This is a genomic window from Duganella rhizosphaerae (genome assembly GCF_040364205.1).
GTDB lineage: Bacteria > Pseudomonadota > Gammaproteobacteria > Burkholderiales > Burkholderiaceae_D > Rugamonas > Rugamonas rhizosphaerae.
Genome location: NZ_BPWK01000019.1, coordinates 72,790 through 99,662 on the forward strand (window position 1 = coordinate 72,790; position 26,873 = coordinate 99,662).

General features: G+C 64.8%; 25 protein-coding genes. 13 read left to right on the forward strand and 12 right to left on the reverse strand.

Translation table 11 applies throughout. The annotated features are described in order from the left end of the window. Nucleotides 1-5 precede the first annotated feature (5 nt). Nucleotides 6-323: an antibiotic biosynthesis monooxygenase family protein gene (locus RUGAMON1_RS28870; RefSeq protein ID WP_445233740.1), complete on the forward strand. Its 318-nt coding sequence runs from the start codon at nt 6-8 to the stop codon at nt 321-323. Here the strand turns inward: RUGAMON1_RS28870 and RUGAMON1_RS28875 are convergent. Both RUGAMON1_RS28875 and RUGAMON1_RS28880 read right to left on the reverse strand, forming a co-directional pair. Further along, a complete protein-coding gene (locus tag RUGAMON1_RS28875) occupies nt 262-1,425 on the reverse strand; it encodes a sensor histidine kinase (RefSeq protein ID WP_445233741.1) in 1,164 nt (387 codons plus the stop codon). The genes RUGAMON1_RS28870 and RUGAMON1_RS28875 overlap by 62 nt on opposite strands. Nucleotides 1,426-1,541: 116 nt before the next feature. Beyond that, nucleotides 1,542-2,507 carry a GlxA family transcriptional regulator gene (locus tag RUGAMON1_RS28880; RefSeq protein ID WP_445233742.1) on the reverse strand — a complete coding sequence of 322 codons (966 nt, stop codon included), beginning with the start codon at nt 2,505-2,507 and terminating at the stop codon, nt 1,542-1,544. 92 nt (nt 2,508-2,599) lie between these two features. Between RUGAMON1_RS28880 and RUGAMON1_RS28885 the strand changes: the two genes are divergently transcribed. The 4 genes from RUGAMON1_RS28885 to RUGAMON1_RS28900 all read left to right on the forward strand — a co-directional run bounded on the left by RUGAMON1_RS28885 (nt 2,600) and on the right by RUGAMON1_RS28900 (nt 5,442). Further along, the gene (locus tag RUGAMON1_RS28885; protein WP_445233743.1) at nt 2,600-3,298 is read left to right on the forward strand and encodes a glutathione S-transferase family protein; all 699 of its coding nucleotides are present in this window, start codon (nt 2,600-2,602) and stop codon (nt 3,296-3,298) included. A gap of 101 nt (nt 3,299-3,399) precedes the next feature. Next, nucleotides 3,400-3,735, forward strand: a complete 336-nt coding sequence (locus RUGAMON1_RS28890) for a collagen-like triple helix repeat-containing protein (protein WP_445233744.1) — start codon at nt 3,400-3,402, stop codon at nt 3,733-3,735. A gap of 197 nt (nt 3,736-3,932) precedes the next feature. Continuing rightward, nucleotides 3,933-4,691, forward strand: coding sequence for a helix-turn-helix domain-containing protein (locus RUGAMON1_RS28895; protein WP_445233745.1), 759 nt, complete (start codon nt 3,933-3,935; stop codon nt 4,689-4,691). A gap of 16 nt (nt 4,692-4,707) precedes the next feature. Beyond that, nucleotides 4,708-5,442, forward strand: a complete 735-nt coding sequence (locus tag RUGAMON1_RS28900) for a hypothetical protein (protein ID WP_445233746.1) — start codon at nt 4,708-4,710, stop codon at nt 5,440-5,442. A 9-nt stretch (nt 5,443-5,451) separates the two neighbouring features. Here RUGAMON1_RS28900 and RUGAMON1_RS28905 read toward each other — a convergent pair whose 3' ends face one another. Further along, a complete protein-coding gene (locus RUGAMON1_RS28905; protein WP_510167303.1) occupies nt 5,452-7,062 on the reverse strand; it encodes a sensor domain-containing diguanylate cyclase in 1,611 nt (536 codons plus the stop codon). Between the two features lie 205 nt (nt 7,063-7,267). Here RUGAMON1_RS28905 and RUGAMON1_RS28910 point away from each other — a divergent pair, with 205 nt between their 5' ends. Both RUGAMON1_RS28910 and RUGAMON1_RS28915 read left to right on the forward strand, forming a co-directional pair. Then, nucleotides 7,268-8,872, forward strand: a complete 1,605-nt coding sequence (locus tag RUGAMON1_RS28910) for an alpha-amylase family glycosyl hydrolase (protein WP_445233747.1) — start codon at nt 7,268-7,270, stop codon at nt 8,870-8,872. An 83-nt stretch (nt 8,873-8,955) separates the two neighbouring features. Then, nucleotides 8,956-9,579, forward strand: coding sequence for a LysE family translocator (locus RUGAMON1_RS28915; RefSeq protein ID WP_445233748.1), 624 nt, complete (start codon nt 8,956-8,958; stop codon nt 9,577-9,579). Here the strand turns inward: RUGAMON1_RS28915 and RUGAMON1_RS28920 are convergent. The 5 genes from RUGAMON1_RS28920 to RUGAMON1_RS28940 form a co-directional block, all read right to left on the reverse strand. Further along, nucleotides 9,536-10,360, reverse strand: a complete 825-nt coding sequence (locus tag RUGAMON1_RS28920) for an AraC family transcriptional regulator (protein ID WP_445233749.1) — start codon at nt 10,358-10,360, stop codon at nt 9,536-9,538. The two genes, RUGAMON1_RS28915 and RUGAMON1_RS28920, sit on opposite strands and share 44 nt — an antisense overlap. Nucleotides 10,361-10,404: 44 nt before the next feature. Then, a complete protein-coding gene (locus tag RUGAMON1_RS28925; RefSeq protein WP_445233750.1) occupies nt 10,405-11,358 on the reverse strand; it encodes an alpha/beta fold hydrolase in 954 nt (317 codons plus the stop codon). A gap of 121 nt (nt 11,359-11,479) precedes the next feature. Further along, the gene (locus tag RUGAMON1_RS28930; RefSeq protein WP_445233751.1) at nt 11,480-12,289 is read right to left on the reverse strand and encodes a LytR/AlgR family response regulator transcription factor; all 810 of its coding nucleotides are present in this window, start codon (nt 12,287-12,289) and stop codon (nt 11,480-11,482) included. Next, on the reverse strand, nt 12,225-13,376 hold the full coding sequence (locus RUGAMON1_RS28935) for a sensor histidine kinase (RefSeq protein WP_445233752.1): 1,152 nt from the start codon (nt 13,374-13,376) through the stop codon (nt 12,225-12,227). Before RUGAMON1_RS28935 ends, RUGAMON1_RS28930 begins: the two co-directional genes overlap by 65 nt. Next, a complete protein-coding gene (locus tag RUGAMON1_RS28940; RefSeq protein ID WP_445233753.1) occupies nt 13,366-14,460 on the reverse strand; it encodes a histidine kinase in 1,095 nt (364 codons plus the stop codon). The genes RUGAMON1_RS28935 and RUGAMON1_RS28940 overlap by 11 nt, the downstream gene beginning before the upstream one ends. Before the next feature lie 129 nt (nt 14,461-14,589). Here RUGAMON1_RS28940 and RUGAMON1_RS28945 point away from each other — a divergent pair, with 129 nt between their 5' ends. The 5 genes from RUGAMON1_RS28945 (at nt 14,590) to RUGAMON1_RS28965 (ending at nt 18,301) form a co-directional block, all read left to right on the forward strand. After that, on the forward strand, nt 14,590-15,156 hold the full coding sequence (locus RUGAMON1_RS28945) for a PEP-CTERM sorting domain-containing protein (RefSeq protein ID WP_445233754.1): 567 nt from the start codon (nt 14,590-14,592) through the stop codon (nt 15,154-15,156). 34 nt (nt 15,157-15,190) lie between these two features. Then, complete coding sequence (locus RUGAMON1_RS28950) at nt 15,191-15,802, forward strand: TetR/AcrR family transcriptional regulator (RefSeq protein WP_445233755.1); 612 nt, start codon at nt 15,191-15,193, stop codon at nt 15,800-15,802. A gap of 118 nt (nt 15,803-15,920) precedes the next feature. Beyond that, complete coding sequence (locus RUGAMON1_RS28955; RefSeq protein ID WP_445233756.1) at nt 15,921-17,078, forward strand: iron-containing alcohol dehydrogenase; 1,158 nt, start codon at nt 15,921-15,923, stop codon at nt 17,076-17,078. A 30-nt stretch (nt 17,079-17,108) separates the two neighbouring features. Continuing rightward, a complete protein-coding gene (locus RUGAMON1_RS28960) occupies nt 17,109-17,786 on the forward strand; it encodes a type 1 glutamine amidotransferase domain-containing protein (protein WP_445233757.1) in 678 nt (225 codons plus the stop codon). 95 nt (nt 17,787-17,881) lie between these two features. Further along, entirely contained in the window at nt 17,882-18,301 is a 420-nt protein-coding gene (locus RUGAMON1_RS28965) for a YidB family protein (protein ID WP_445233758.1), read from the forward strand. Here the strand turns inward: RUGAMON1_RS28965 and RUGAMON1_RS28970 are convergent, their stop codons facing one another. The 4 genes from RUGAMON1_RS28970 to RUGAMON1_RS28985 form a co-directional block, all read right to left on the reverse strand. Then, nucleotides 18,302-18,841 carry a DUF2058 domain-containing protein gene (locus tag RUGAMON1_RS28970; protein WP_116992614.1) on the reverse strand — a complete coding sequence of 180 codons (540 nt, stop codon included), beginning with the start codon at nt 18,839-18,841 and terminating at the stop codon, nt 18,302-18,304. Between the two features lie 74 nt (nt 18,842-18,915). After that, nucleotides 18,916-21,525, reverse strand: a complete 2,610-nt coding sequence (locus tag RUGAMON1_RS28975) for a TonB-dependent receptor plug domain-containing protein (protein WP_445233759.1) — start codon at nt 21,523-21,525, stop codon at nt 18,916-18,918. Between the two features lie 222 nt (nt 21,526-21,747). Then, the gene (locus RUGAMON1_RS28980; RefSeq protein ID WP_445233760.1) at nt 21,748-22,809 is read right to left on the reverse strand and encodes a LacI family DNA-binding transcriptional regulator; all 1,062 of its coding nucleotides are present in this window, start codon (nt 22,807-22,809) and stop codon (nt 21,748-21,750) included. Then, nucleotides 22,788-23,612 (reverse strand): polysaccharide deacetylase family protein, encoded by an 825-nt coding sequence (locus RUGAMON1_RS28985; protein ID WP_445233761.1) that lies wholly within the window; start codon nt 23,610-23,612, stop codon nt 22,788-22,790. Before RUGAMON1_RS28985 ends, RUGAMON1_RS28980 begins: the two co-directional genes overlap by 22 nt. Before the next feature lie 207 nt (nt 23,613-23,819). Between RUGAMON1_RS28985 and RUGAMON1_RS28990 the strand changes: the two genes are divergently transcribed. Further along, nucleotides 23,820-26,807, forward strand: coding sequence for a TonB-dependent receptor (locus RUGAMON1_RS28990; protein WP_445233762.1), 2,988 nt, complete (start codon nt 23,820-23,822; stop codon nt 26,805-26,807). The last annotated feature ends 66 nt before the right edge of the window (nt 26,808-26,873 follow it).

The following is a 26,873-nucleotide window of genomic DNA, read 5'->3' on the forward strand; positions in this document are numbered from 1 at the left end:
GAAAAATGATAGTCGTCGTCTTCAGATCGCGCTTGAATCCAGAGCACCAGGCCGAGTACCTGGAATGGGCCAGCCGCATGAGCATGCTGGCAAAAGAAATCCCCGGCCATGTTTCGCACAAGGGCTTCACCGCTCAGGACGGCGAGCGGGTCACCATCGTCGAATTTGAAACCGAGGAAGGCATGCGGACCTGGGCCGCGCATCCGGAACACGTCGCCGCGAAAAAGCAGGGACGCGGCAGCTTTTTTTCAGAATACAACGTCAAGATTTGCCATCTGCAGCGCGAAAGCGCGTTTCGTCATCGCGGGGAAAACGAACCGTAAAGACCGTGCCCTCGGCCAGGTTGGACGTCACGGTGATCTTGCCGTCGTGGGCCGTCGTAGTCTCATGAGCGATGAACAGGCCGAGACCCAGGCTGGTCTTCGGCCTGGCATCGTCGTCGCTATCCGGATCCAGCTGGACCAGCGGCTGGAAGATGGTTTTAAGCGACTCCTCCGGTATCACCGGCCCCCGATTGCTCACTTTGAACGTGATGGCCTGCTCGTCGCCGGCTGCCAGCAGCGTAATGTCATGGCTTTTTGCGCTGTACTGGGCGGCGTTGATCAACAGGTTGGTCAACAATTGCTGCAAGCGAACGGCGTCAAACGCGCCAGTCAAATTACCGCTGGACTGAAAAACGATGGCGCTGCCCGGGTACATCGCGCCCGCATCGGCCGCCGCCGCTTTGCACACTTCCTCCGCATCGATCATCGACCGCTTGGTCGGCATGCCCGCCCCCATCTGCAGACGAGTAAATCCCAGCAGATCGGTGACCATCAAACTCATCAGCATCGCGCTGCGCTTGACTTTCTGCCCCAGCGGAGCGACCTGTTCGTGGGGCAGCGCTGCCCGCGTGAGCAGCTCGCCGGCCAATGAAACGGTGGCAAGCGGCGCCCGCAAATCATGCCCTAGCACGGCGAGGAACAAATCCCGCGTGCGGTCCGCCCGGGCAGAGAAGGTCACTATCGATTCCGCCAGCGCCTGATCGATCGCCTCGTTAAACCGGACCATCTCCTGTATCGTCGTTTCCGACATTTGATGGACGCGGGGCAACCACAGACGCAAGACGGTCGCCCTCAGCGCTCGAAATTCCGAACTGAGTTGCAAGAGCGAAAAATTACTCGCCTGTCGCAGCCGTCCGTGTATCGCCGCGGCGCTCTCCTCGTCGCCGTCGTCCGCCTCGCCGCCCTGGGACTTTTCGTATTGCTGTTGCATGCTCTGATGCTTCTCAATATCGTCAGCAATGGCGCAAAGAATGGCCTCGGCATGATCGGTCAAAGCCAGGTCGGACATCTCCCCACCGAGCGGTGCGGCTTTTTTCGCAAAAGCCGTCCACTCGGTAAGAATCTCCGTCATATCGGAACGTATAAAAGCCGACAGGCTCATGTTGATACTCTTTCACAGCAAAAAAAAACGATCTCAGAGACAACAGTCTGGTGAGCCACAGTAACACAGTAGCACCCAAGTTGCCGCCTGGCTGACCTTCCGGTGGACCGGGCGGGTCAGCGCAAGGTGCTCGGCGTGACGCCAAACTCGCGCTTGATCAATTTACGCAAGGCGGTGCTGTCCTGGTAACCGACCTGCGCCGCGACCGCTTCGATCGACAGCGCCGTCGTTTCCAGCAAATGCGCGGCACGCGACAAACGCCGCCGTTGAATGAATTTGATCGGCGATACGCCGGTCGCCGCCGCGATGCGCCGCGCCAGCGTCTTGGGCGACAGCGCCAGTTCGGAAGACAGCGCAGTCACCGTCATCGGCTGCGCCAGATGCGCATCGATCCAGCGCTCCGCCGCAATCACCGTCTGGTCTTCATGCTGCAGATGGTCGCGCATCATGTAGCGCGCCTGCGAAGCGCGCTGGTCGATCAGCAGATAGCGCGAACACAAATGCGCCACCGACTCGCCAAACACGTCGGACACGACGGCCAGCATCAAATCCAGCTGCGACAAGGCCGCGCCCGCAGTCAGGCATGGCCCGTCGCGCACCAGCATGCGCGCTTCGTCGAGCAGCACCGCCGGATAGCGCGCCCGGAATGCCTGGGCCAGCCACCATGCCGTGGTCGCCTTGCGGCCGTCCAGCAAACCGGCCTGCGCCAGCAGAAACACCGCGCTGCATGAGGCCGCTATCCTGGCCTTGCCCGCTCCCGCCGCGGCCAGCCAGCGCATCGCCTGCATGGTATCGCTGCGCGCAAACCCTTCGCTGAGCTCCCGATCCGAACGGTGGCCCAGGCCTGGAACAATGATCCAGTCCGCTACTTCCTGTTTTGCTGTCTTGAGCTGGAGGTCGGCCTTCAGCCGCATGCCGGCGCCGGTGGTGACGTACGACCTGGCGGCGATGGTCCTGACCTGCACTTGCGGCGCACCGCCGCGCGCCGCAAGAATGGACTGCGCCGCATGCAAGGTATCGAGCGTAATCGACAAGCTGCTGTCGAACAGGCCGTCCAACACCAGAACAGTGATGATCTTCATTTGTCCATTTTGACATAGAAAATGTCAAATATGATACTTCACCGGCAAGCTGCCAGAGGCCAGACTGTGGCATTCGATCCCGGGAGACAATCTTGTTAATTAAACACCTAAAACTGTACCATTACCCCGCCAGCCGAAGCGCCCGCACCAAATGGATGTTGCATGAGGTCGTTGGAAACGCGTTCGGCGTCGAGAAAATAGACCTGTGCGGCGCCGTGCAGTATTCCGCCGAGTTCATGCGTCTCAATCCCAACCATAACGTGCCGGTGCTGGAGATTACTTGGGACAACGGTTCTTCGCAGCACATGCTCGAAAGCGCCGCCATGGTCGCCCTGCTTGCCGACGCCTACCCCGATGCCGGTCTGGCGCCGGCCCCGGCGGCGTCGCCCGAGCGCGCCGACTACCTGCAAATGCTGCACTTCGGATCGACCTGGATGGACATGATGCTGTGGCAGATCCGCGCCCACGAGCATGTCTTGCCGGAATCGGAGCGCGACCCGCGCACGGTGGCGCGATACCGCAGGAAGTTCCAGCAGGAGGTCGAACCCCAGCTTGCCGCGCGGCTGGCGCAGGCGCCCTTCGTCTGCGGGCAGCAATTTACCGCGGCCGATTGCATCGTCGGACACGCGGTGGTCTGGGCGCGCGGCTATGGCCTGTGTGGCGACGACATATTCCAGCGATACATCGCACGCATCTCGCAGCGGCCGGCATTCGGCGCCGCCTTCGCGGACCTGCGCGAGTTTGTGCTTGACGCCACCGAACAGCCCATCTCGGCGCATTTCACTGGGTGAGTCCGCTATGTACTGAATCGCACGGACCGGCGCGGCAGACTGGCGCATGCTGCATTCAGACCTCCGCATGCCGCGGCGCAGTCACTGCCAAAGGATACATCATGAAACATACCCTGATCTTGCTCGCCCTCGCCTCCACCTTCGCCCTGACCGCCTGCCAGCGCCAGACGCCGCCACCTGTGGTGCAAGTCGTCGCCGGCCCCGCCGGCGCGCCCGGCGCTACCGGTGCGACTGGCGCCACCGGCGCTGAGGCCCGCCCCGGCGCCACCGGCGCCACCGGCCAGGCCGGCGACAGCGGCGCACCTGGCGTGGACGGCGCCAAGGGTGAGTCCGGCGCCAAAGGCGAGGTCGGCGCTCCCGGCTACGACGGCGTCAAGGGCGACACCGGCGCCAAAGGCAAAACCGGCGACACCGTGATCGTCGTCCCGCAACGTTAATTCCGCCAGCGGCGTCGACCAATCGGCGCCGCCCGTAAAAAGGGCTGGTCAGTGCGAACTGACCAGCCCTTTTTTACGTCCATCGAAAAATTACTGCCAAAACCGCAATATTCGTCGATATTCAAGCATATTCACCTTCTCATTCATGGGTGAATCCTCAAGAATATGCCCACACAATTTGAAAAAGGCCCCCCGCGATGAATTTTGGCGAGCGACTCAAGCAAATCAGAACGGAAAGAAATCTCACGCAGCCGCAGATGTCGGCCGCCATCGGCATCGAGCAGTCCTACCTGTCCAAGCTGGAAAACGACAAATCGCAGCCTTCCGCCGACATGTTCAGCGCCATCGTCACCGCGCTGGAGCTCGACGCCAGGGAATTCCTGGGCGGGATCGACAAGAACGTGCTGCACACCTCGCTGCGCCATATCCCCGAGGTCAGCCAATTCCTCAACGGCGCCGTCACCCGCCGCGTCCACGACGCCAGGAAATGGCTGTTCGGCGCGGCCGCCGCGGGCGCCCTGGGTTTCGCACTGATGTTGGCCGCCAACGACGGCATTTTCTCGTCCAACCATCGCTACAAGTACATATCCAAAGGCGTGCTGCTCAAGAACGAATCGGACACCATTTTTGACCAGTTCGAAAAGATCCAGGACCTGAGGGTCATCGCCAACACCATCAGCCGCGAAGAGCGCGCCCGATTGCTGGCGGAGTTCGAATCCGAGCGGGTCAAGCTGGCGACGGTCGAAACCCGGGAGAGCCGGGGCAGCGTGTTCTTCGAAAGCGCCGGCGACGGCCGGCGCAAGTTCGAACTGGCCGCGGTGCGCGACGAGCATTCGCCGCTCAACCGGGTGTTGCAATATCTGGGCGGGCTGCTGGCATTTTGCGGCGCGCTGACCGTGGTGCTGGAATGGCGGATGCGCAAGGCCGGCGCGGCGATTCAAAACGATTTGAAATAAACAAAGGAGACGCATCATGACGCAAATCAGAACCTTCCTGGCAGGTGCAAGCACGATGGCCAGCGCGCTGGCGGCGGTATTTTTCCTGACGGGGGCCAGGGAACCGATCAGGCACGAGAAATTCGACGAGATCACGGTCGGCCGTATCAACATCGTTGAACCGGACGGCACCAAGCGCATCGTCATTTCCAACAAGGCGCAGTTCCCCGGCGACTTCGTGCAGGGCAAGGAAGGCGCCCGGCCCGATCGCAGGGACTTTGCGGGCATGCTGTTCATCAACGAGGAAGGCACGGAGAACGGCGGCTTGATCCAGAAAGGCGCCATCGCCGCCGACGGCAAGGTCTCGTCCGGCTTGTCGCTGACCTTCGACCGCTTCCGCCAGGACCAGGCCCTGCAGTTGCTGAACAACGACAGCGCCACCCATCAGCAGACCGTGATCAAGATCAACGACGTTCCGCTTTATACGGTGACTTCGCTGGAAGACAACAGCCGCTTTCACGAGGCAGCCAGCAAGTTGCCCCCGTCCGAGCAGCGAGCCTATTGGCAGAAACTGAACGAACAGGGCCGTCTGGGCAACAACCGCATCTGGCTGGGCAACACCGGCGACAAAGGCGCGTCCTTGCAACTGAAGGACGCTCAGGGCCGCCCACGCATGAAGCTGCTGGTCAGTGCCGATGGCAAGGCCGAAATCCAGATGCTGGACGAGACTGGCAAAGTGAGCAAAACGATCTCGCCGACCTCCAGGGAATAGCGCCCCGGCCTATCCAGCCATCCCCACGCTGGAGACCGATCGCACTTCCCGCTCGATGATGTTCGAATGGACGCGATTGCGCCCCAGCGACTTGGCGCGGTACAGCGCCTGGTCGGCAGCCTTGACCAGGTCGACCGGCTCGGTCTCGAACCGCACCGGCGCGAACGATTCGACCCCGGCGCTGACCGTCACGTAGCCGGTGGCGCTGCCGGGATGCGTGATGTACAGGTCTTCGATCGCCGCGCGGATATGCTCGGCGACCGCCAGCGCCCCCGCCACATCCGTCCCCGGCAGCAGCACCGCCAATTCTTCGCCGCCGTAGCGCGCGGCGATATCGCCCGGCCTGTGCTTGCAGTCGGCCACCACCTTGCTGATCGCCTTCAGGCACTCGTCGCCGGCCGCATGGCCGAAGATATCGTTGTACTGCTTGAAGGAATCGACATCGATCATGACCAGCGCCAGCGAACTGGCGCCGCGCATCGCCCGGCTGAATTCGCTCTTCAATGTCGCATCGAAATGCCGGCGATTGGACAGGCCGGTCATGCCATCCTGCATCGCCAAGCGCTCCAGCGTTTGATTCAGCGTCACCAGCGAATTGCGCGCACGCACCAGTTCCGCTTCAGCCTGTGTCCGCAGATTAATCTGCCGCACCAGCCGGATTCCCAGCAAGCTTATCCCCAGCACCAGGATGACGACGCCGGCGCCGTAGAGATAAGCATCGGCCCGCCATTGCGCCAGCACCTCGTCCTTGGACAGCGCGGCCGAGACCACCAGCGGGTATTGTTCCAAACGCCGGTAGCTATTGATCCGTGTCACGCCGTCTTGTGCCGACGTAAACATCACGGTCGCGACTGGCGCCTTGGGCAAGTAATCGTGGAACAGCGGCAGTTTCGAAATATCCCGGCCCAGCGATTTTTCGTTGAACGGCCGCCGCACCAGCATGATGCCGTCATCCAGCGCCAGCTGAATCGCGCCGTCCTCGCCGATTTTGAAGCGCTCGAAAAACTTCTGGAAGTAGTCCATATTGATGGCCGCCAGCACTACGCCACCAAAAGAGCCGTCCGGCTGATTGTAGCGGCGCGACACGGTGACGATCCAATCGCCGGTCGATTTGCTGCGCAAGGGCGGGCCGATATGCACGCCCCGATCCGCATGCTCGCGGTGGTAGATGAAATACTCGCGATCCGAGTTGTTTTTCCCCTGCAGCAGCTCGGGTCGGGAATTGACCAGCCAGCGGCCATCGTCGCCGTAGACAAATAAGCCGTGCAGTTGCGGCAACTCCGCAACGCGGTGCACCAGCAGCTTATGGAAGCGGTCGAGCTCAGGCTCCAGTTTCCCGTCGTTTTCGAGCCGCTCCACCAGCCCGACCAGGACCGTATCGGCTTCCTTGATCGTGTCATAAGCATGCTGGCCCACGGCCTCCGCGAGGTTGGCGGCGGCGATTTCCGATTCGTTCAGCTGCACGCTGCGGGCGTGCGCGGTCAGCCATACCTGGACGCCTACCAGCGAGATGCACACCAGGACAACAAAGAAAATGGCCAGGTACATGACAGGCAATCGTGGAGGAAGGCGGGCGAACGGCGACCCAAAGCGGCGTTCCGACATGTTGCTGAACATCATTGGTGTCACCTCGAAGAATAATCTAGCGGGCAAGACGTTAAGTATGTGCGCTTTCTGCTCAGTGGAAACTCTCGAATAATCACAGCATTTGCGCCATATCAAGCAATCCACACAAAGTACCTAAACTACATTGAAAGTTCATTGAATTACATGGATTCAAGGGATATATATTTACTTAAATACATTTTTGTAGTTGAATAACACAATGAACATCCAATTCGAGACCTCCCCAGAGCAACTCCCCCAACGCTGCGCGCAAGGCGTCCGCTTTCGTTACCGGGGCGCGCCGGAGCTGCGCAGCGTCGCGCTGGCCGGCACTTTCAACTGCTGGGTGGGCGACGCCTGCCAGTTCGAGCAAGTGGCGCCCGGCCACTGGGAATGCACGCTGCCGATCGCCGCCGGCCGCCACTTGTACAAACTCGTGGTCGATGGCGCGCACTGGATACCGGATCCGGCCAATCCCTGGATCTCGGAGGACGGCCAGAACAACTCCTGCCTGACGGTCGACGAGCATGGCGACGTGCTGATGCGCCGGCGCGGCCTGAAAGCCGACGCGGCCGGCCCGCTGTACCGGCGCCATCAGGCGCTGGCCAGCCCGGCGTGGCTGCACGAGGCGGTGATCTACCAGCTGTCGGTGCCCGCCTTCGGCGGCGATTTCGACGGCGTGCGCGCCCGCCTCGACTACCTGGAGCAGCTGGGCGTCGACGTGATCTGGATGATGCCCATCCATCCCATCGGCCACCGCGGCCGGCGCGGCGCGCTGGGCGATCCGTACGCGGTGCTCGACTTCGACGCCATCGATCCGGCACTGGGCGACGAGGCCGCCCTGCACGCGCTGGTCGACGCCATCCACGCGCGCGGCATGCGCGTGTTGTTCGACTGGACGCTCAACCGCAGCAGCGCCGACCATCCCTGGACCGCCGCCCATCCCGACTGGTACACCCGCGACGCCGGCGGCCAGGTGTATTACGCGGTGCCGCAGCGCGAGTACTTCGCCGGCTTCGACTTCAGCAACCGCGCGCTGCGCGGCAGCCTGATCGCGGCCATGCAGCGCTGGATCGGCCGCTACGGCTTCGACGGCTTGCGCTTCGACGATTCCGACATCACGCCCACCGATTTCCTGGCCGAGATCCGCACCGCGCTGGCGGCGCTGCGGCCCGACATCGCGCTGGTCTCGCAGTCCTGCGACGAATTCCACCACCTGCACAGCTGCGACCTAACCTACGAAGGCGGCACCCGCGAGATGCTGCGCCGCGTGGCCTGCGGGCAGGCCGACGCCCACGCCTTCGCCCGGTACTGGCAGGAGTCGACCTACAGCTTCCCGCGCGGCGCGCTGCGCATGCGCTGGCTGGAAGACAAGGAACAAGCGCGCGCCAGCAAGGTGCTCGGCGCCGGTGTACACCGCGCGGCGGCGGCGCTGGTGCTGACCATGGATGGCGTACCGCACATCCTGATGGGCCAGGAATTCGACGAACCCAGCTGGCGCGACTGGACGGTGCTGTTCGACCGCTACCGGCTCGACTGGAGCGCTTTCAACCCCGCCATGCACAGCCACTACCGCGCCTTGCTGGCCTTGCGGCGCGCGCACCCGGCCTTGCGCCAGGGCGCCACCGCGTTCATCGAGAAACTGCCGCCAGGCGTGATCGGCATGCGGCGCGGCAGCGGCGGCGACGCCATCACCGTGCTGGCCAATCTGTCGGACCAGCCGGTGACGTTGGCGGACTCGGCCGGCCAAGTCCTGTATGCCGACGGCTGGGACCTGGCGCGCGGCAGGCTGGCCGCGCATGGCTGCGTGATCCGCGCCTGCTGAAGGGTTGTTTTCTACAATACGACGATGCGCGCGCCGCGTATCGTCGCTCCGGCATGATTCATTCTTACCGGAGACCCGCAACTATGAGCATCCTGATTTCCATGGCAGCCTTCGCCCTGGCTTCGTCGATTACCCCCGGCCCGGTCAACATCGTCGCCCTCAGCAGCGGCGCGCAGCATGGCTTTCGCGCCAGCATGCGCCACGTCACCGGCGCCACCGTCGGCTTCACCGCACTGCTGCTGCTGACCGGCCTGGGCCTGCATGAATTGCTGATCCAACTGCCGGCCCTGACGCGGGCGATACAACTGGCCGGCGTCGCCTTCCTGCTGTACATGGCGTGGAAGCTGGCGCGCGACGACGGCGCGCTCTCGCCCGGGGACGCCGCCAGGGGGCCGTCGCTGGCGGCCGGCGCGGCCATGCAATGGCTCAATCCCAAAGCGTGGGTGGCGTCCGTGGCGGGCATGGGCGCGTTTGCCGCCGACGGCGACGCGCTGCTGGTGTGGCAGTTCGCGGCGCTGTATTTCGTGATCTGCTACCTGTCGATCGCCTGCTGGGCTTATGCCGGCACCTTCCTGCGCCGCAGCCTGAGCGATCCCGCCGTGATGCGCCGGTTTAACCGCGCCATGGCGCTGCTGCTGGCGGCCAGCGCCGCCTACCTGTTGTTCAGCGCAGGTACTGTCCCGGTGTCGCCGCCAGCAATTGCTTGAAGATGCGCTGGAAGTGCGCCTGGTCGACAAAGCCCGTCTCCAGTGCGACCTCGGCAATCGCCCTGCCCTCCTTGAGCAGGCCGCGCGCCAGCTGGATGCGGCGGTTCAGCAGGTAGGCGTGCGGCGTCATGCCGTAGCGCTTGCGGAAGGCGCGGATCAGGTAGGAGGGGGAAAGCCCGGCCGCGCCGCAGATGTCCTCCAGCTTGAGCGCGGCGGCGCAATTGTCGTTGATGTAGTCGGCCGCGCGTTCGAGCTTGCGGTTGGCTTCGCGTTCGACCATGGCGGCCGGATCGAGGCCGGACTGGACCTGTTCGAAGAAGGTCACGGCCGCGCACTGCCGCTGCAGATGGTCGGAAGCGGCGGCCGTCAGCACCTCATAAAAATGGTTGAATCCCACATACAGCGCGGGCGCCGTGCTCATGGTCGCGGCGAAGGGACGGAAATCGCCGTTGGCGCTGAAGCCCCATTCCTGTTGCAAGCCGGCCAGCCAGGCGCGGTCGACATACAGCATGCGATACGACCAGGTCTGGTCGCCCACCGGGTTGCAGGCATGGACGTCGCCCGGATTCATCAGCACCACGGCGCCCGGCCCCACCAGCTGGCGCGACGCCTGGTTGAGGTAGTTGGTGTGCCCGTCGCGGATCACGCCGATCGAAAAAGTCTCGTGCGAGTGCCTGGCGTAGCCCAGCTTGCGCCCATCGCCAACCGCCCGCGCCTCGATGTAGGGCAGGTTGGCGTCCCGCCAGAAACGGGGACCGGGCTTGGGGTTCGAATGCGGCATCCCGCCAGCATACCGCATGACGCGGCTGGCCGCCGGCGTCCCGCTCAACGCGCCAGGAAGTCGAGCATCAGCTCGCTGACCTGGCGCGGCCGTTCCAGCATCATCCAGTGGCCGGCGCGGTCCACTTTCTGGTAGTGCCACTTGCCGGTGACATCGTCGGCCGAGGCTTGCATCTGCTCCTCGGTCAGGTAGTGGTCGCGCTCGCTCCAGACGCCCAGCACATCGCAATGCACCTTGGGCGTCGGCGGCACCGGCGTGCCGTCCGGCGGCGGCATGGACGGCTTCGAATTGGCGCGGTACCAGTTGAGCGCCGCCGTCAAGGTCCCCGGCAGCTTGAAGTGCGCGATGGCCGCGTCGACATCGCCTTCGTCACGGCTCAGCGCGTGGAAGAAAGCAAAGTCGTTCTGCTGAAAGCGCGCTTCCGCCACGCCCTCGAACTGGAAGTACAGCGAGTACCAGAATTTCTCGCGCTGGGCCATGCTGTTGAACTCCGGATTCCACGGCGCGCCCACCGACATCACCATCAGCCGCTCCACCCGGTCCGGATAGAACGCCGCCAGATACCAGGCCACCACCGCGCCCCAGTCATGGCCGACCACGCGCGCCTGCTGGATGTTGAGCACATCGAGCAGGCCGGTGACGTCGCCCAGCACCTTGCCGATGGTGTAGTCGGACACCGCCGGCAGGATCGGCGCGTCGCCGTAGCCGCGCAGGTCCGGCGCCACCACGCGGTAGCCGGCGCGCACCAATGGCGCCACCTGATTGCGCCACACGCGGTGCGAATCGGGGAAGCCATGCAACAGCAAGACGACAGGCCCTTTGCCGACGTCGAGTACGGGAAAATCGAGATTGTGGACACGCACGATCTTGATGCTGTGTTCCAGCGACTTGTCCGTTTCCAGCGACTGCGCCCGTGCCTGCACGCCCGCGCCCAGCACGGCGCAGGCGAGCATCATCGCCGCCATCCGCGCCAGCATAGTCATAACGATCTGCTTCATTCTGGTGTTCCTCCTGAGGTAAGCCATAAGGTGAGGCCAGCTTGCCACGAAGGTAAAACCGTCGGCTACGACTATGTGATCAATCGCGCCAGTTCTGGGACGAACCGCAGGCGCCGCGCATTCAGGCGAACATGGCCTGCACCTGCTTGAGATAACGCGCGCTGACCCGCACCGTATCGCCCTGTGCCAGGCGCACCGCGTAGTAGCCGTCGCTGTCGCTGCGCAGGCCGGCGATGGCGCTGCGCCGCACCACGGCGGTCCGGTGCACGCGCACCCACTCCTGCTCCGGCAAGCGTTCGACGATGGCGGTGATGGTGCTGCGGTGCAGGACCACGCGCCCGGCCAGATGCAGCTCGACATAGTTGCCGGCCGCGCCCAGCCACATCACATCGTCGATGGCGATGCGCTCCAGGCCGGCGGCGGTGCGCACCACCACCTGCTGCAAGACCGGCGCGCTGCACCCGACCTCGTCGGCCGCGCGGTCGCGCAGGTAGGCGTGCACCGCGCTGTTCATCGCCGCCTGCTGGTTCAGCTCCAGCATCAGCGCCGCGCGCCGCAGCATCAAGTCGAAGCGTTCGTCGTCGAAGGGCTTGAGCATGTAGTCCAGCGCGAAGATATCGAAAGCGCTCAGCGCATGCTCGTCGTAGGCGGTGACGAACACGATCAGCGGCGCGCCCGGCCGCTGGCACAGCTCGCGCGCGAACTCCAGGCCGGACTGGTCCGGCATCTGGATGTCGAGCAGGATCAGGTCGACCGGCGCGGTGCGCAAGCGCGCCCTGGCCTGCTCGCTGGAACGGCACGATTCCAGCAGGCGCCATTGCGGGCGCCGGGCCAGCAGCCATTCCAGGTTGGCGATGGCCGGCAGTTCATCGTCGACGATCAGCACCGTCCTGGGCCGGTCCGTCGACGGGGAAGCGTAGTTCGATAGCATAGTGGTGTTCATCGGCGTCTATGTTCAGTTCAGCGCGCGGCCCGTACAGGATGTCCAGGCGTTCACGCGTCATGCTCAAACCCAGTCCGGTGCCGGCGCGCGAGGCGGCCAGCACCGGATTGGCGATACGCAGGCAGAGCATGCCGGCGGCATGCTCGAGCCCGATGTGGATGCGGCAAGGCTGCTGGTGCGCCTCCACGCCGTGATGCACGGCGTTTTCCGCCAGAGGCTGGAACAGCAGCGGCGGACAGGGATAGCGGCTCCAGTCGCGTTCCTCGATCGCCCAGTCCAGCTGCATGCGGTCGCCATAGCGCAGGCTTTGCAGCGCCAGGTAGACGCGCAGGAAATGCAGCTCGTCGGCGACGCTGGCTGGCTTGCCCTGGCCCACCGCCAACACGTAGTTCAGCAGTTCAGCCAGATGGCCCAGCGCCTGGCCGGCCAGCGCGGGATCGGCGGTGCGCACCAGCGCGCTGATGCTGTTGAGCGCATTGAACAGGAAGTGCGGCTTGAGCTGGCCTTGCAACAGGCCCAGGCGCAGTTGCAGGTTTTCCGTTTGCGCGCGCTGCGTCGACAGTTCCTGCTGCCGGCCGCGCCGCCAGGCGCTGTAGCCGGCCTGCGCCAGGAAGGCCAGGCCCACCACGAACAGGTTGTACCACCAGGTCATGCGGCCGACCTGGCCCAGCATGGCGGGGAAGTCGGCCAGCGGGCGGCCGTCGCGCAGCAGCTCGACCAGGATATCGATGCCGGTCAGCAGTGGCAGGAAAACCGCCATCGACAGCAACAGCGCCAGCAGCAATGCCGCGCGCCGCGCCAGCCGCTCCGGCCAGCGGCGGAACACCAGCGCCAGCAGCCAGCTGTTGCACACCAGCGGCAGGTATTGCAGCATCAGCGTCGACAACAGGGCCGGCAGCGCCAGCGCGCGCCCGGCGTGGCCGGCGTCGATCGCCCTGGCCAGCGCTTCCAGCAGCGCCAGCAGTTCCCAGCCCAGCAGGATCAGCAGGCACGGCCGCCACCGGCGCAGCACGCGCGGCGCCGGCCAGGCGGACGCCGGCGCGGCTGGCGGCAGGGCGATGGCGTCAATCATCATGATGCGCCACCGGATAGGCCAGGCGCAGATGGGTGAGGTCGCCGTCGGCCTGCATGCCCAGCGTGGCCGCGCCGCCGTACTGCATGGCCAGGCGCTGCTCCAGCTCGGCCAGCACCGACGCCTTGCCCACGCGGGCGCCATGCGGATAGCTGAGCTCGACAAGCACCAGGCTGCCCGCGCTCGTTTGCCGGCGGCCGATGCGCACCGTCAGCCGCTGCGGCGCCGCCTCCAGCGCCTGCTCCAGCATCGGCAACAGCAGCAGCGGCGGGCAGCGGTAGCCGCTCCAGTCGATCGCCTCCAGCTGCCAGTCGACTTGCAGGCCGGCGTCGCGGCAGATGCGCTGCAGGTCGACATAGTCGCGCAGGAAGCGCACTTCATCGGCCACGCTTTGCCAGTCCGAACGGCTGGCGCGCAGCGCATAACGCAGCAGGTCGCTCAAGCGCGCCAGCGCCCGCGTGGCCTGCTCGCGCAAGCCCCGGCGGTTCAGCCGGGCGATGCCGGCCAGCGCGCCCGACAGCAAATACGGTTCCAGCTGGCCCTGCAACAAGCGCAGCCGCAGCGCCAGGTTGCCTTGTTGCGCCAGCTGCCAGGCCAACGCCTGCGCGTGCGCGTGGCGCCAGGCGCTGTAGGCCAGGTGCGCGCAGAACGCCAGCGTCAGCAGCAAGGTCTGGAACCACCAGCTGAGCGCGCTTTGCTGCCTGAGCAGGTCCAGCGGCGCAGCCAGGCCCTTGCCGCTGAAAATGCCGTTGATCGCGCTTTGCCAGATACACAGCAAGGGCACGCCCAGCGCCAGCATGCCGAGATAGGCCGGCAGCAGCTGCGCCAGCTGCGGCGAGCGCCGTTGCGCGCGGCAGAAGCCGACCGCCAGCATCAGGCTGAGCACCACGAGCGGCGCGTGCTGCGCCACAAAGCGCAGCAGCGTCAGCGCGAACGAGGCGTGCAGCGCGCCATGCTGCTGGGCGTCGCCATAGCTGGCCAGCGCGCCGGACAGCGCGAGCAGGTTCCAGGCCAGCGCCGCCGCGGCAAACGGCGGCAGCCAGGCGTACAGCTTGGCTAGACTGGGCATGGCGGCGGACTGCGGCATGGCGATTCCTGTGTAGATTCCTGCTGCGGTGGCATAAACTTAATTTTAATTCAATTATTCTAATTGTTTTTTGGCAGTTGTCGATGTAACATTTTTTCTTCTTTCGCCGCCACTTAATTTGAGGAAGTCATGATTTTTGTCAAACGCCTGACCATGGCCATCGCCTTGTGCGCCACCGTCGGCGCCGCCGTCGCGGCCCAGGTCAACGCGCCGGTCGCCAGCAACGCCTACATCACCCGCAACAAGCTGGATTGGGCATGGGCCTCGCCGCTGCCCGCTTCGAGCGGCCTGGACCTGTCCTACCAGTCGCAATTCGGCTGGCGCCTGCCGACCGCCGCGGAACTGGCCGACGCCCCGCTGGCCACCGACTTCCTGTTCGCCGGCGCCAACGTGCCGCTGGGCGGCACGGATCCCATGAGCGGCGCCTACTTCTCGGCGATCAACGGCGAGCTGACCGGCGCCGCCGCCTGCGCCGCGCCCTACTTCAGCAACAGCTACAGCAACTGCGACTGGCGGGACGGCAAAGGCCAGCCGTTCGGGCCCTGGGCCGGCGCGCCGGGCGCGACCGCCTTTGCGGAACAGCTGGTGGTGCGCGCCGTGCCGGAAGCTGACGCCTACGCCATGCTGCTCGCCGGCCTGGGCGTGGTCGGCGCGGTGGCCCGCCGCCGCCAGGCAGGCGTCAACACACAATACTAGACGACTGGTCTAATTGTGTTATGATGCGTCCACCATGACCACAGAACACAACAACGTCCGCCAGCACATCCTGGACACGGGCAAGACCATCATCACCGGCAAAGGCTTTGCCGGCGTGGGCTTGAACGAGATCCTGACGGCGGCCGGCGTACCCAAGGGCTCCTTCTACCACTACTTCAAGTCCAAGGAGATGTTTGGCGAGGCGCTGCTGGACGACTATATCGGGCAATACCTGGCGCAGATGGAAACCATACTGAGCCGGCCCGGCCAAAGCGCGGCGCGCTCGCTGATGGACTACTGGGCCAGCTGGAACGACCTCGACGCCGACAGTTGCGATTGCCGCTGCCTGGTGGTCAAGCTCAGCGGAGAAGTGGCGGACATGTCGGAAGCCATGCGCGTCACCCTGCTGGAGGGCACCAACCGCATCGTCGCCCGGCTGGCCGTGTGCGTCGAGCAGGCGCAGGCCGACGGTTCGCTGCGCCAGGTCGCCGACGCCAAGCTCACGGCGCTGGCCTTGTACCAGCTGTGGCTGGGTGCCGCCCTGCTGACCAAGCTGCGGCGCGAGCCCAGCGCGCTGCACGCCGCCTGGCAAACCACGCTAACCATGCTGGACCTGCCAGCCAACACCCACGGGGGTCAGATCTGACATTCGGACACGTGCCCAGCCGTAGTGGCCGCTACGGCTGGGCACGTGTCCGAATGTCAGACCTGACCCCGTTTTTTTACTGCATCACTAGACGACCAGTCTAATAATAGGAGTTAGCATGAAGAATTTTGAATTCCACAACCCGACCAAGATCGTCTTCGGCGCCGACACCGTCGCCCAGTTGTCCAGGCTGGTGCCGGACAGCGCCCGCGTGCTGATCCTGTACGGCGGCGCCAGCGCCGAAAAAAACGGCACCCTGGCCGAGGTGCGTCGCGCGCTGGGCGCCCGCGCCGTCCGCGAATTCGGCGGCATCGAACCCAACCCCAGCTACGAAACGCTGATGCGCGCGGTCGAGCAGGTGCGCCGCGACGAGATCGACTTCCTGCTGGCCGTCGGCGGCGGTTCGGTCATCGACGGCACCAAGTTCGTCGCCGCCGCCGCGCTGTACGACGGCGAACCGTGGGAAATCGCCCAGAGCGGCGGCGCCAAGGTGCGCCGCGCCCTGCCCTTCGGCGCCGTGCTGACCTTGCCCGCCACCGGCTCGGAAATGAACAACGGCGCCGTGGTCACCCACAAGGCCAGCCACACCAAGCTGCCGTTCCGCAGCCCGCTGCTGTTCCCGCAATTCTCCGTGCTCGATCCGTCCAAGACCTTCACGCTGCCAAGCAAGCAAGTGGCCAACGGCCTGGTCGACGCCTTCGTCCACACGGTCGAGCAATACCTGACCTACCCGGTGCAGGCGCTGGCGCAGGACCGCTTTGCCGAAGGCTTGCTGCAGACGCTGGTGGAGATCGCGCCGCAGGCGCTGGCCGCGCCGGACGACTACGCCACCCGCGCCAACCTGATGTGGACCGCCACCCTGGCGCTGAACGGCCTGATCGGCGCGGGCGTGCCGCAGGACTGGGCCACCCACATGATCGGCCACGAGCTGACCGCGCTGTACGACATCGACCACGCGCGCACGCTGGCGCTGGTGCTGCCGTCGCTGCTGGACGTGCAGCGCGCCACCAAGCGCGAGAAGCTGTTGCAATACGGTGAGCGCGTATGGGGCATCCGCGACGGCAGCGACGAGCAACGCATCGACGCCGCCATCGCCCAGACCCGCGCGTTCTTCGAGGGCCTCGGCATCCCGACCCGCCTGTCGGCCTACCAGCTGGGACAGGAAGCGGTCGACGCCGTGCTGGCGCAGCTGGCCGCGCACGGCATGACCAGCCTGGGCGAACACCGCGACATCGACCTGGCGCGCAGCCGCCGCATTCTTGAAGCTGCACTGTAAGCCCCTCCACTTCACACACAAGGACCCGACATGAACATCCTGATGGTACTCACCTCGCACGACCAGCTGGGCAACACCGGCCACAAGACCGGCTTCTGGCTGGAAGAATTCGCCGCGCCGTACTACGCGCTGAAGGAAGCCGGCGCGCAACTGACGGTGGTGTCGCCGCTGGGCGGCCAGCCGCCGCTGGACCCGAAAAGCGACGCGCCGGAATCGCAAACCCCGGCCACCGTCCGCTTCAAGGCCGACGCCGACGCGCAAGCCGTGCTGGCCCACACCGGCAAGCTGGCCGAGGTCTCGGCGGCCGACTTCGACGCCGTGTTTTATCCGGGCGGCCACGGCCCGCTGTGGGACCTGGCCGAAGACCGCGCCTCGATCGCGCTGATCGAAGCCATGCTGGCGGCCGGCAAGCCGGTGGCGGCGGTGTGCCACGCGCCCGGCGTGCTGCGCCATGTGAAGGCGGCCGACGGCAGCCCGCTGGTGCGCGGCAAGCAGGTGACCGGCTTCACCAACACCGAGGAAGAAGCGGTCGGCCTGACCAAGGTCGTGCCCTTCCTGGTCGAGGACATGCTGAAGGAACACGGCGGCATTTACTCCAAGGTCGGCGACTGGCAGCCGTACGCGGTCACCGACGGCCTGCTGGTCACCGGCCAGAATCCGGCCTCGTCGGAAGCGGCGGCGGCGGCCCTGCTCAAGCTGCTGGCCTGACACGGCCGCCATGCTGCGCCGCCGCAAAAGTTGCTTGCCCCGACATTGATTCAGTGCAAAAATGATATCTCCATTGCCTTACCCCACGGGAGAACATGATGAGCTTACTGGATCAACTGGCAGGACAAGTACTGGGATCGCTGGGTAGCGGCCAGCAAGGCGAAGCGCAGCAAGGGAACTTGCTGTCGGGTGTGATGGCGATGATAGATAACGCCGGCGGCGTGCCGGCCGTGCTGGAAAAACTCAAGCAAAGCGGCCTGGCCGACCAGGTCATGTCGTGGGTCGGCACCGGCGCCAACCAGCCTATTTCCGGCGGCCAGCTGGTGGATGCGCTGGGCCCGGAGCAGTTGCAGCAGATCGCCGGCCAGGCCGGCATCGATCCGCAGCAGGTGTCGTCCGGCCTGGCCGGCCTGCTGCCGCAGATTATCGACCAGCTGACGCCGCACGGCGAAGTGCCGGCCGACGGCCTGCTGGCGCAGGGCCTGAACCTGCTGAAGGCGCGAATGAGCGCCTGATCACCACATCAGGTCGTCGGGAATCTGGAAGGCGGCGTACGGATCGTCTTCCTCCACCGCGGTGGTGCTCTTGTTGACGCGCACCACCAGCGTGGCGTCGCGCTCGGCGATCTTGTCGGCGATCACGCGCGGCACCAGTTCGGCCACGCCGTTCAGCACCACGATCACCAGCCGGCCGGCCACCAGGTGCTCGCGCACCGCCGCCGTCACGAACATGCGCTCGATCTTGCTGCCGTGCGTGTAGTTGTAGGCGATGTCGCCGTTGCGGCCCTTGTCCTGGCGGTTCTGCTGCACCATCTGCGCGATCTGCGCCAGGATGGCTTTCTGCTGCGCGGCCGCGTCGCGCTGCGCGTTCAGTTCGCGGTTGCGCTCGGCCAGCTTGCGCTGCGCCTCCTGCGCGGCCAGCTTGGCTTCGTCGACGCTCTGGGTGCCGGAGCGGCGTTCTTCCTTCTTCTGCTTGCTCTTTTCCTGATTGGCGACCTTGACCTTGTTCTTGGCCACCAGGCCGGCCTTCAGCAATTGATCTTGTAACGAAACCATGTGTACCACTCCATAAAAAAAGGTCCGCCGCCCCTTGCGGAGCTGCGGACCTCATTATAGCTGCGGCGTGCCGCTTAGAAGCGATAGTTCAGCGAGGCGGCGAAGGTGCGGCCCAGCTGGCTGAACTGCGAGCCATCGTAGGTCACCATCGAGTAGCGGCCGTTGAAGGTCACCAGGTTGGTCTGCGCCTCGACCGGCGTCATGCCGGTGGTGGCGTCCGCTGCCTTGCTGTCCAGGATGGCCTGGCCCTTGGCGTTGCGGGCATTGAAGTGCCAGCTCGGCGTGGTGTTGAACATATTGTTGAGGTTGAACGACAGCGTGGTGCTCGGCGTCAGAGCGTAGGTGACCGCGAAGTCCGTCACCATCTTGGTCTTGAACGCCACTTCCAGGTTCTCATCCATGCCGGCGTTGCGGAAGTGGGTAGGACCGAACACGGTGTTGTTCAGCGACAGGTTCAGCTGCTTGTAGTCCCAGTCGGCGCCGATGATGGTCTTGAACTTCGGACGCGAGGTGAACATCAGCGCTTCGGTGGTGGCGTTCAGCACCGACTGGCCGGCGGAAGCGATCAGGCCGGGGTTGTTGACTTCGCCATCACGTTCATTTTTCAGCGACACGTTGCCCGACAGGTTCAGCGTCATCTTGCCGTCCGCGAAAGGAATGTTCTTGCGCGAAGCCACGTAGTCGAGGCCCTCGGTACGGCTGGTCAGGCCGTTGACGAAGAAGCTGGCCGAGACGATGCCGAACGCGTTCAGTTGCTTGTCGAGCGGATTGGCGGGATTGCCGGTTGGCTTGATTTCGGTGCTCAGGATGATGCGGTCCTTGACCTTGATGTTGTAGTAGTCGATCGTGAGGCTGGTGTTGTTGTCCGGCTTGAAGCCCAGGCCCAGCGTGATGTTGTTCGACTTCTCGGCCTTCAGCTTAGGCACCTGCAGCGCGGTCGCCGCGCTCGAGACGTTGTTGACCAGGCCGGAGACCTGGATGCCGGCGCCCGGCACGAAGGAGTACTGCGCCTTCTGCGTGTAGATCTGCGCCAGCGACGGCGCGCGGAAACCGGTCGAGGCCGATGCGCGCAGCGTGACCTGCTCGCTGATCTTGTAGCGGGTCGAGGTTTTCCACACGAAGGCGCTGCCGAAGTCGGTGTATTTCTCGTAGCGGCCGGTGGCGTCGATCAGGAACGCCGGCGAGATGTCCCAGGTGGCGCCGGCATAAGCGCCGTAGTTCGAGCGCGACGACGGGAAGGAGTTCGTCGCCGAGTTGCCCGCGTACGAATCGGCGCCGCTGCCGTAGTACGAGGCTGGCTCGCCGGCGATGGTTTCATAGTTCTCGTGGCGCAGCTCGGTGCCGGCGTAGAAGTTGACGTCCTTGCTCAGCTGCTTGGAGATGTCGCCGTTCAGCACCCAGTGGCTGAACTTGACGCCGCCGGCGTCAAAGCTGGTCGGCGACGGCGTGCTGATAACGTGGTTCAGGTAGTCTTCCTGCATGCCGCGGTTGACCGAGTTGCCGACCGCGTAGCCCTGCTTGTTGCCGCCGTAGGTCAGGCTGACATCGGCGTTCCAGTCGCCGATCAGGAACTTGCTGCCGCCGGTGGCGTTGTAGTCGTCCAGCGTGCCGACGAAGGTCGGCACATAGCCGACATAGGTGGAGCCGGCCGGGTGCAGCAGGCCGTAGTCGGTCGGGCGCCAGTACGGCGTGCGGTAGTTGGCGAAGGAGTTGACCTTCTTGTTCACGTAGGCGGCGTTGGCGTACAGGCTGGTGGTATCGCTGAGGTCGTAGCGGGTGTTGAACTCGGCCTTGGCGGAGCGGGTCGCCGGCGAGCCGTTGATGTTGCCGGCGTCCGGATGGGTCTTGAGGAAGGCCTGCGCCTGCGGCAGCACGGCCGAGAATGGAACGCCGTTGGCCGGGTCGCTGAAGTCGCTGGCCTCGCCGCGGGCGTCGACCATGCCCGGACGGTTGGACAGGTTGACCTTGGAGACGTCGAGCGTGTAGTTGAAGAAGCCGCGGTCGCCGCCCAGCGGCAGGCCCTGGTTCAGCGACAGGCCGCCCATCTTGCCGTCGTTCTCGTGGGTCATGCCGGTGCGCAGGGTGGCCGAGCCGCCTTCCGCATTGTCCTTGAGGATGATGTTGACCACGCCGGCGATCGCGTCGGAACCGTACTGGGCCGAGGCGCCGTCGCGCAGCACTTCGATGCGCTTGATGGCGTCGACCGGAATCGCCGAAATGTCGGCGCCGCTTTCGCCGCGGCCCGGGGAAGTCTGGGTGTAGATCAGCGCGCTGGAATTCTTGCGCTTGCCGTTCACCAGGATCAGCACGCGGCTCGGGCCCATGTTGCGGATCTCGTAAGGATCGAGCAGCGAGGTGGCGTCGTTCACCGGAGTCTGCACGGTATTGAAGGACGGCACGCGGAATTGCAGGGATTTATCGAGCGTGGCCTGGCCGGTCTTGCCGAGATCGCGCGCGCCGATGATGTCGATCGGCACCGGGGTGTCGACCAGCGTGCGCTGGGCGCCGCGGCTACCGGTGGAAACAATCACCACTTTCTGGATATCGTCCGGCGTCGCATCGGCCGCGGCGGCAGTTTGCGCTGCCGCGGCTGGGGCGACGGCGGTGGCCTGGGCTTGGGCTTGAGCCAGGACGTATGGGCTGGCGGACAACAACAACGCTGCAAATGGGAAATTCTTCTTCATGTGCGATCTCTTTTATTTTCGTAATGTTGAGTAGCTGTTGATAGCAACTTGGGAGCTGGCTGATGATTGTTGCTACGGCTGAATGTATAGACATCATTACTAACCGTCTATTGTTTCCACTAAACTTCGCCATGAATCCAGATTCATGCGGCAAATTAACAACTATGAAAACGTTTTCCCATTGGCATTTGAACATTGTTTCCAGGTGCGGCGCGGGCGCGCTCAGGCCGGCTTGCGGCGCCGTGCCGGCTTGGCCGCCGCCGGCGGCGCCGCCAGCGATGACAGCGATGACAGCGACGCGCGCAAGGTCATCGTCACCGGATAGCCGCGCGTGACGGGGCGCTGCAAGTCGTAGCAGCTGTTGAGCAGCGCGTTGATGCCGTTCTGCGTCATCTCGCGCCACGGCATGTGCACCGTGGTCAGGCGCGGCGCCGAGAATTCCGCGCTGGGCGTATCGTCGTAGCCGATCACCGACAGCTCGTGCGGCACGCGGATGCCGGCCTCCTGGAAATACGACAGCGCGCCCACCGCCATCTCGTCGTTGGCGCAGAACAGCGCGCTGCACGGGTGCTTGGAGTCCATCAACTCCTTGGCCGCCGACCAGCCGCCGGCCGGCGAAAAGTCGCGCTCGGTCATCCACAGCTGGCCGGTGTCGACGCCGTTGGCCTGCAGCTCGGCGAGGAAGGCGTTGACCCGCACCACGTTGTCCGGCAGGCTGGCCGGGCCGGCCACCACGGCGATCTGCCGGTGCCCATGATCGAGCAAGGCGCGCGCCGCCATCCGTCCGCCCAGCGTGTGGTCGACCGTGAAGCACTGGCCGGCGATGCTGTCGAAGCTGTGGTTGAGCACCACCATGCGCTCGTGCTTGAACCGCAGCGCGGCGATGTCTTCCTCCTGCAGCACATTGGTCATCAGGATCAGGCCGTCGCAGCCGCGCTCGATCAGGAAGGCGATGCCCTCGATCGCCTGCTGGCGCGCGCCGCCCAGGCCGGCGCCGAAGGCCACCACCATGTGCAGGCCGGCGGTGCGCAGTTCGTTGTCGATGATCTGCAGGATGGGCGTGTAGAAGGTGCCGCTGAGCACCGGGATGTACACGCCTATCATCTGGCTCGAGCCCGACAGCAGCGTGCGCGCCGCGTGCGAGGGCCGGAAGTCCAGCTGCTCGATGGCCGCCTTGACCTTGGCCAGCGTGGCCGGCGATACCGAACCCTTGCCGCTGACCACGCGCGAAGCGGTTCCCAGTCCTACACCCGCGAGGCGGGCTACGTCTTTGATGGTGGCCACGGCTGCTGCCTTTTCACGTAGGTCATGATGGTTAGAAAAGTGTCGGTCCAGTACAAGCGGCGATGTGCCGCCAAATACCGGACCAGCTCCTCGTGGGCGGCGTTCGAGGTGCTCAGGTAATCGCCGCCGACGCCGTGGAAGGTGAAGTTGACCATGGTGCCCTGCCGCCCCGCCCGCTCGACGATGGCGATCAATTCCTTGCCGCTGAGGCCGACCGGCGCCAGCACCGTCACCGCATGCGGATCGAGCGCCGCCATCGACGCCGTCACGCCGTCGCCGCCGCCCACCTTGATCGCCACGAACGCCGGCGCGATCAGCGGCAGGTAGTCGACGCCGCTGGCCAGCGTGTCGCCGCAAGGCACGGTGTAGGTGCGCGCGCGCTTGCCGTCGATGGCGTACAGCATGGTGTTGGCGGCCAGCACCTGGTCGCGCATCTGCGCGGCGCTGGTGGTGTCGAGGTTGCGCTGCGGCTGCACCCAGTCGTGGCCGGGCGCCGCCAGCGAGCACTGGTGGAACAGGCTGTGGTTGCCCAGCTCATGGCCGTGCCTGGCCGCGCGGCGCCACGCCGCCATGCGCCGCGCGACCGTGGGATTGGACAGTTGCAGGTAGAAGCTGCCCTTCAGGCCGTACTTGTCGAGCGTCGGGATGGCGTGGTCGAGCTGCGAGTCGAGGGCGTCGTCGTAGGCCAGGCTGACGGCCGCGCGGGCGCCGTGCGGCCAGGCCAAGGCCGGACTCGAGGTCGGGGCCGCCGTCGCCGCGCCCAGCCAGAGCGCGCCCAACGCAAGAAAATGGAGTGTATGCATGCAAAGTGTCTCTTTTTGGAAACGTTCCCAGACATGGTGCACGGCTTGATTTCCTCTGTCAACGAAAACCGGCCCCGACTTATGCGGCATTGCAAATTGACTTTGAAATTCGTTCGGTGCTATATTTGCCACATGAAATGGAAACCTTTCCAAATCTGGGTTGAGGGTAGCGGTACACGAGCTGTTCATAAAAACACAGGAGATCACATGCATTATCCAAAGGCACGACAGAAACTCATGAGCCTGGCGGTGGCCAGTGCCTGCGCGGCGGCGGCCGGGCAGGCGCTGGCGCAGGAAGCGTCCGTCAAGGCAGCGGAACCGGAAGTCCAGAGCGTGGTCGTCACCGGCCTTCGCCAGAGCTTGCTGTCCTCGATGAACCTGAAGCGCAATTCCGACGGCATCGTCGACGGCATCGTGGCCGAGGACATCGGCAAGTTCCCCGACACCAACCTGGCCGAATCGCTGCAGCGCATTTCCGGCGTGTCGATCGACCGCTCGATCGGCGAAGGCTCGAAGATCACCGTGCGCGGCGTCGGCCCCGACTTCAACCTGGTGCTGCTGAACGGCCGCCAGATGCCGACCTCCAACCTGGGCGACCTCAACGGCCGCGCCTTCGACTTCGCCAACCTGGCGTCGGAAGCGATCTCCCAGCTGCAGGTGTACAAGACCAGCCGCGCCGAAACGCCGACCGGCGGCATCGGCGCCACCGTCAACGTGATGACCGCGCGGCCGTTCGACCGTCCCGGCATGCATTCCAGCGTCGGCGTCAAGGGCGTGTACGACAGCACCAACGGCAACCTGCCGGGCGACGTCAAGGCCAGCCGCTCGACCACGCCGGAGCTCTCCGGCCTGTACTCGAACACCTTCGACAACAACAAGTTCGGCGTGGCGCTGACCGGCAGCTACCAGGAACGCAACCTCGGCTACAACAACGCGGCTGTCTCCAACGGCTGGAAGGGTCCGTTCCGTGGCGATGAAAACAACTGGGGCACGATCCCGCAGCCCGGAACCGATGGCGCCAAGCTGATCAACGACCGGCCCGGCCCGACCGACCTGTACTCGGTGCCGCAAAACCTGAACTACAACTTCAACGGCGTCAAACGCCAGCGCACCAACGCCCAGCTGACCTTGCAGTACAAGCCGACCGACAAGCTGGTCACCACGCTGGACTACACCTACTCCGAGAACAAGATCCAGACCAAGCGCAACGATCTCTCGGCCTGGTTCAATTTCGGCCCGTCGGCCAGCACCTGGACCAAGGGCCCGGTTTCCAGCCCGATCCTCTACCAGGAGATCATCGCCACCCGCGCGGGCAGCACGGTCGGCACGTCGGACATCGCGATGGGCGCGGCCGACTTCGCCACGAAGACGCAGAACAAATCGCTGGGCTTCAACGCCGTCTGGAAGCCGACCAACGAGCTGCGCTTCGAGCTCGACACCCACCACTCGACCGCCGAGTCCAAGGCCGACAGCCCCTTCGGTTCAAGCAACACGCTCGGCACCGCCAGCTTCAGCCGCGCCAACACCACGGCCGACTTCAGCCGCGACTTCCCGGTCCTGACCATCGCCGGCGCCGACTTCACGGCCGCGCCGCAGCAGGTCACCGGCTCGGTGTTCACCAACGGCTATATGAAGGGCGAAGTCGACCAGACCCAGCTCAAGGGCGCCTGGAAAGTGCTGGAAGCGTCCGAGCTGAAATTCGGCGCCACCGCGTCCGAGGTCAAGAACCGTTCGGCCTTCTCCAACCAGCAGCGCGACACCTGGAGCGGCGCCACCAAGCCGTCCGACTATCCGGCCAGCGTGTTCCATCCGGCGTCGGTGGCGCAGTACTTCGACCATGTCGACGGCAGCGGCAACAGCAATCTGTTCAACCAGTTCTACACCTTCAACTTCGCCCAGGTGCGCCAGTTGGCGTCCGACGCCTCCGGCAAGCCGGCGCTGTACCTGCCGAAGACCACCTTCGACAACGACGCCCGCACCGCTGAGAAATCGAAGTCGGCCTTCATCCAGTTCAACACCGACTGGGACACCAAGCTGCCGATCCGCACCTCGATCGGCCTGCGCTACGAGACCACCGACGTCCTCTCGACCGCGCTGGTGCCGGCCGCGGTCGGCATCAGCTGGGTGTCGCAGAACGAGTTGCCGATCACCTTCGGCGATCCGACCTTCACCACGCTGACCGGCAAGTATCACAACCTGCTGCCAAGCTTCGACTCCGACATCGAAATCACCAAGGACCAGAAGGTACGCCTGAGCCTGGGCGAAACCATCGGCCGTCCGCGCTACGACCAGATCCAGGGCGGCACCACGCTCAACTCGCTGACCCGCGCCGACGGCGGCACCGGCAGCCAGGGCAATCCGTCGCTCAAGCCGGTCAAGTCCAAGAACCTGGACCTGTCCTACGAGTGGTACTACGGCAAGCAGAATTTCTTCTCGCTGGGCTACTTCCGCAAGAACCTGGAAAACTACGCCGGCCAGTCGCAGTTCGACGCCACGCCGTTCAACCTGCACACGCCGGTGGGCGGCAAGTACTGGAACGAAGCGCTGGCCAGCGGTTGCGCCGGCGCCGACACCACCTGCATCCGCGACTTCATCTTCCGCAACCACGACGGCGCGCCGGGCGTCACGCGCGGCCCCGACACCGGGACCGATAAGGACATCCACACCACAGGTGTGATCGTCGGCCAGCCTAGCGATCCGATCGCCAACTTCAAGATCAACTCCTATTCCAACCAGAAGGCGGCCAGCCTGAACGGCCTGGAGGTGAACTTGCAGCACATGTTCGGCAACAGCGGCTTCGGCGTGTCGACCAACTACACCTATGTGCACTCGGGCCTGAAGTACGACAACGCCAAGCTCGGCGAGCAGTTCGCGCTGGTCGGCCTGTCGAACTCCTCGAACGTGGTCGGCATCTACGAGGACAAGAACTTCACCGCCCGCCTGGCCTACAACTGGCGCGGCGAGTTCCTGTCGTCGACGTTTGACGGCTCCGGCCCGAATCCTCAGTACGTCGAGGCATACGGCCAGGTCGACGTCAGCATCGGCTACAACTTCAACGAGAAGCTGAGCTTCCAGTTCGAGGGCATCAACGTCGGCAACTCGATCCAGCGCACGCACAGCCGCACCCGGCAACAGCTGGAATCGGTCACGCAGCAGGGTCCGCGTTACATGATAGGCGCCCGCTACAAGTTTTAACCGGTAGTTGATCGTTCCGGGGCCGCTGCCAGTCAGCGGCCCTTTTCGGTTAGACTTTAAGCCATC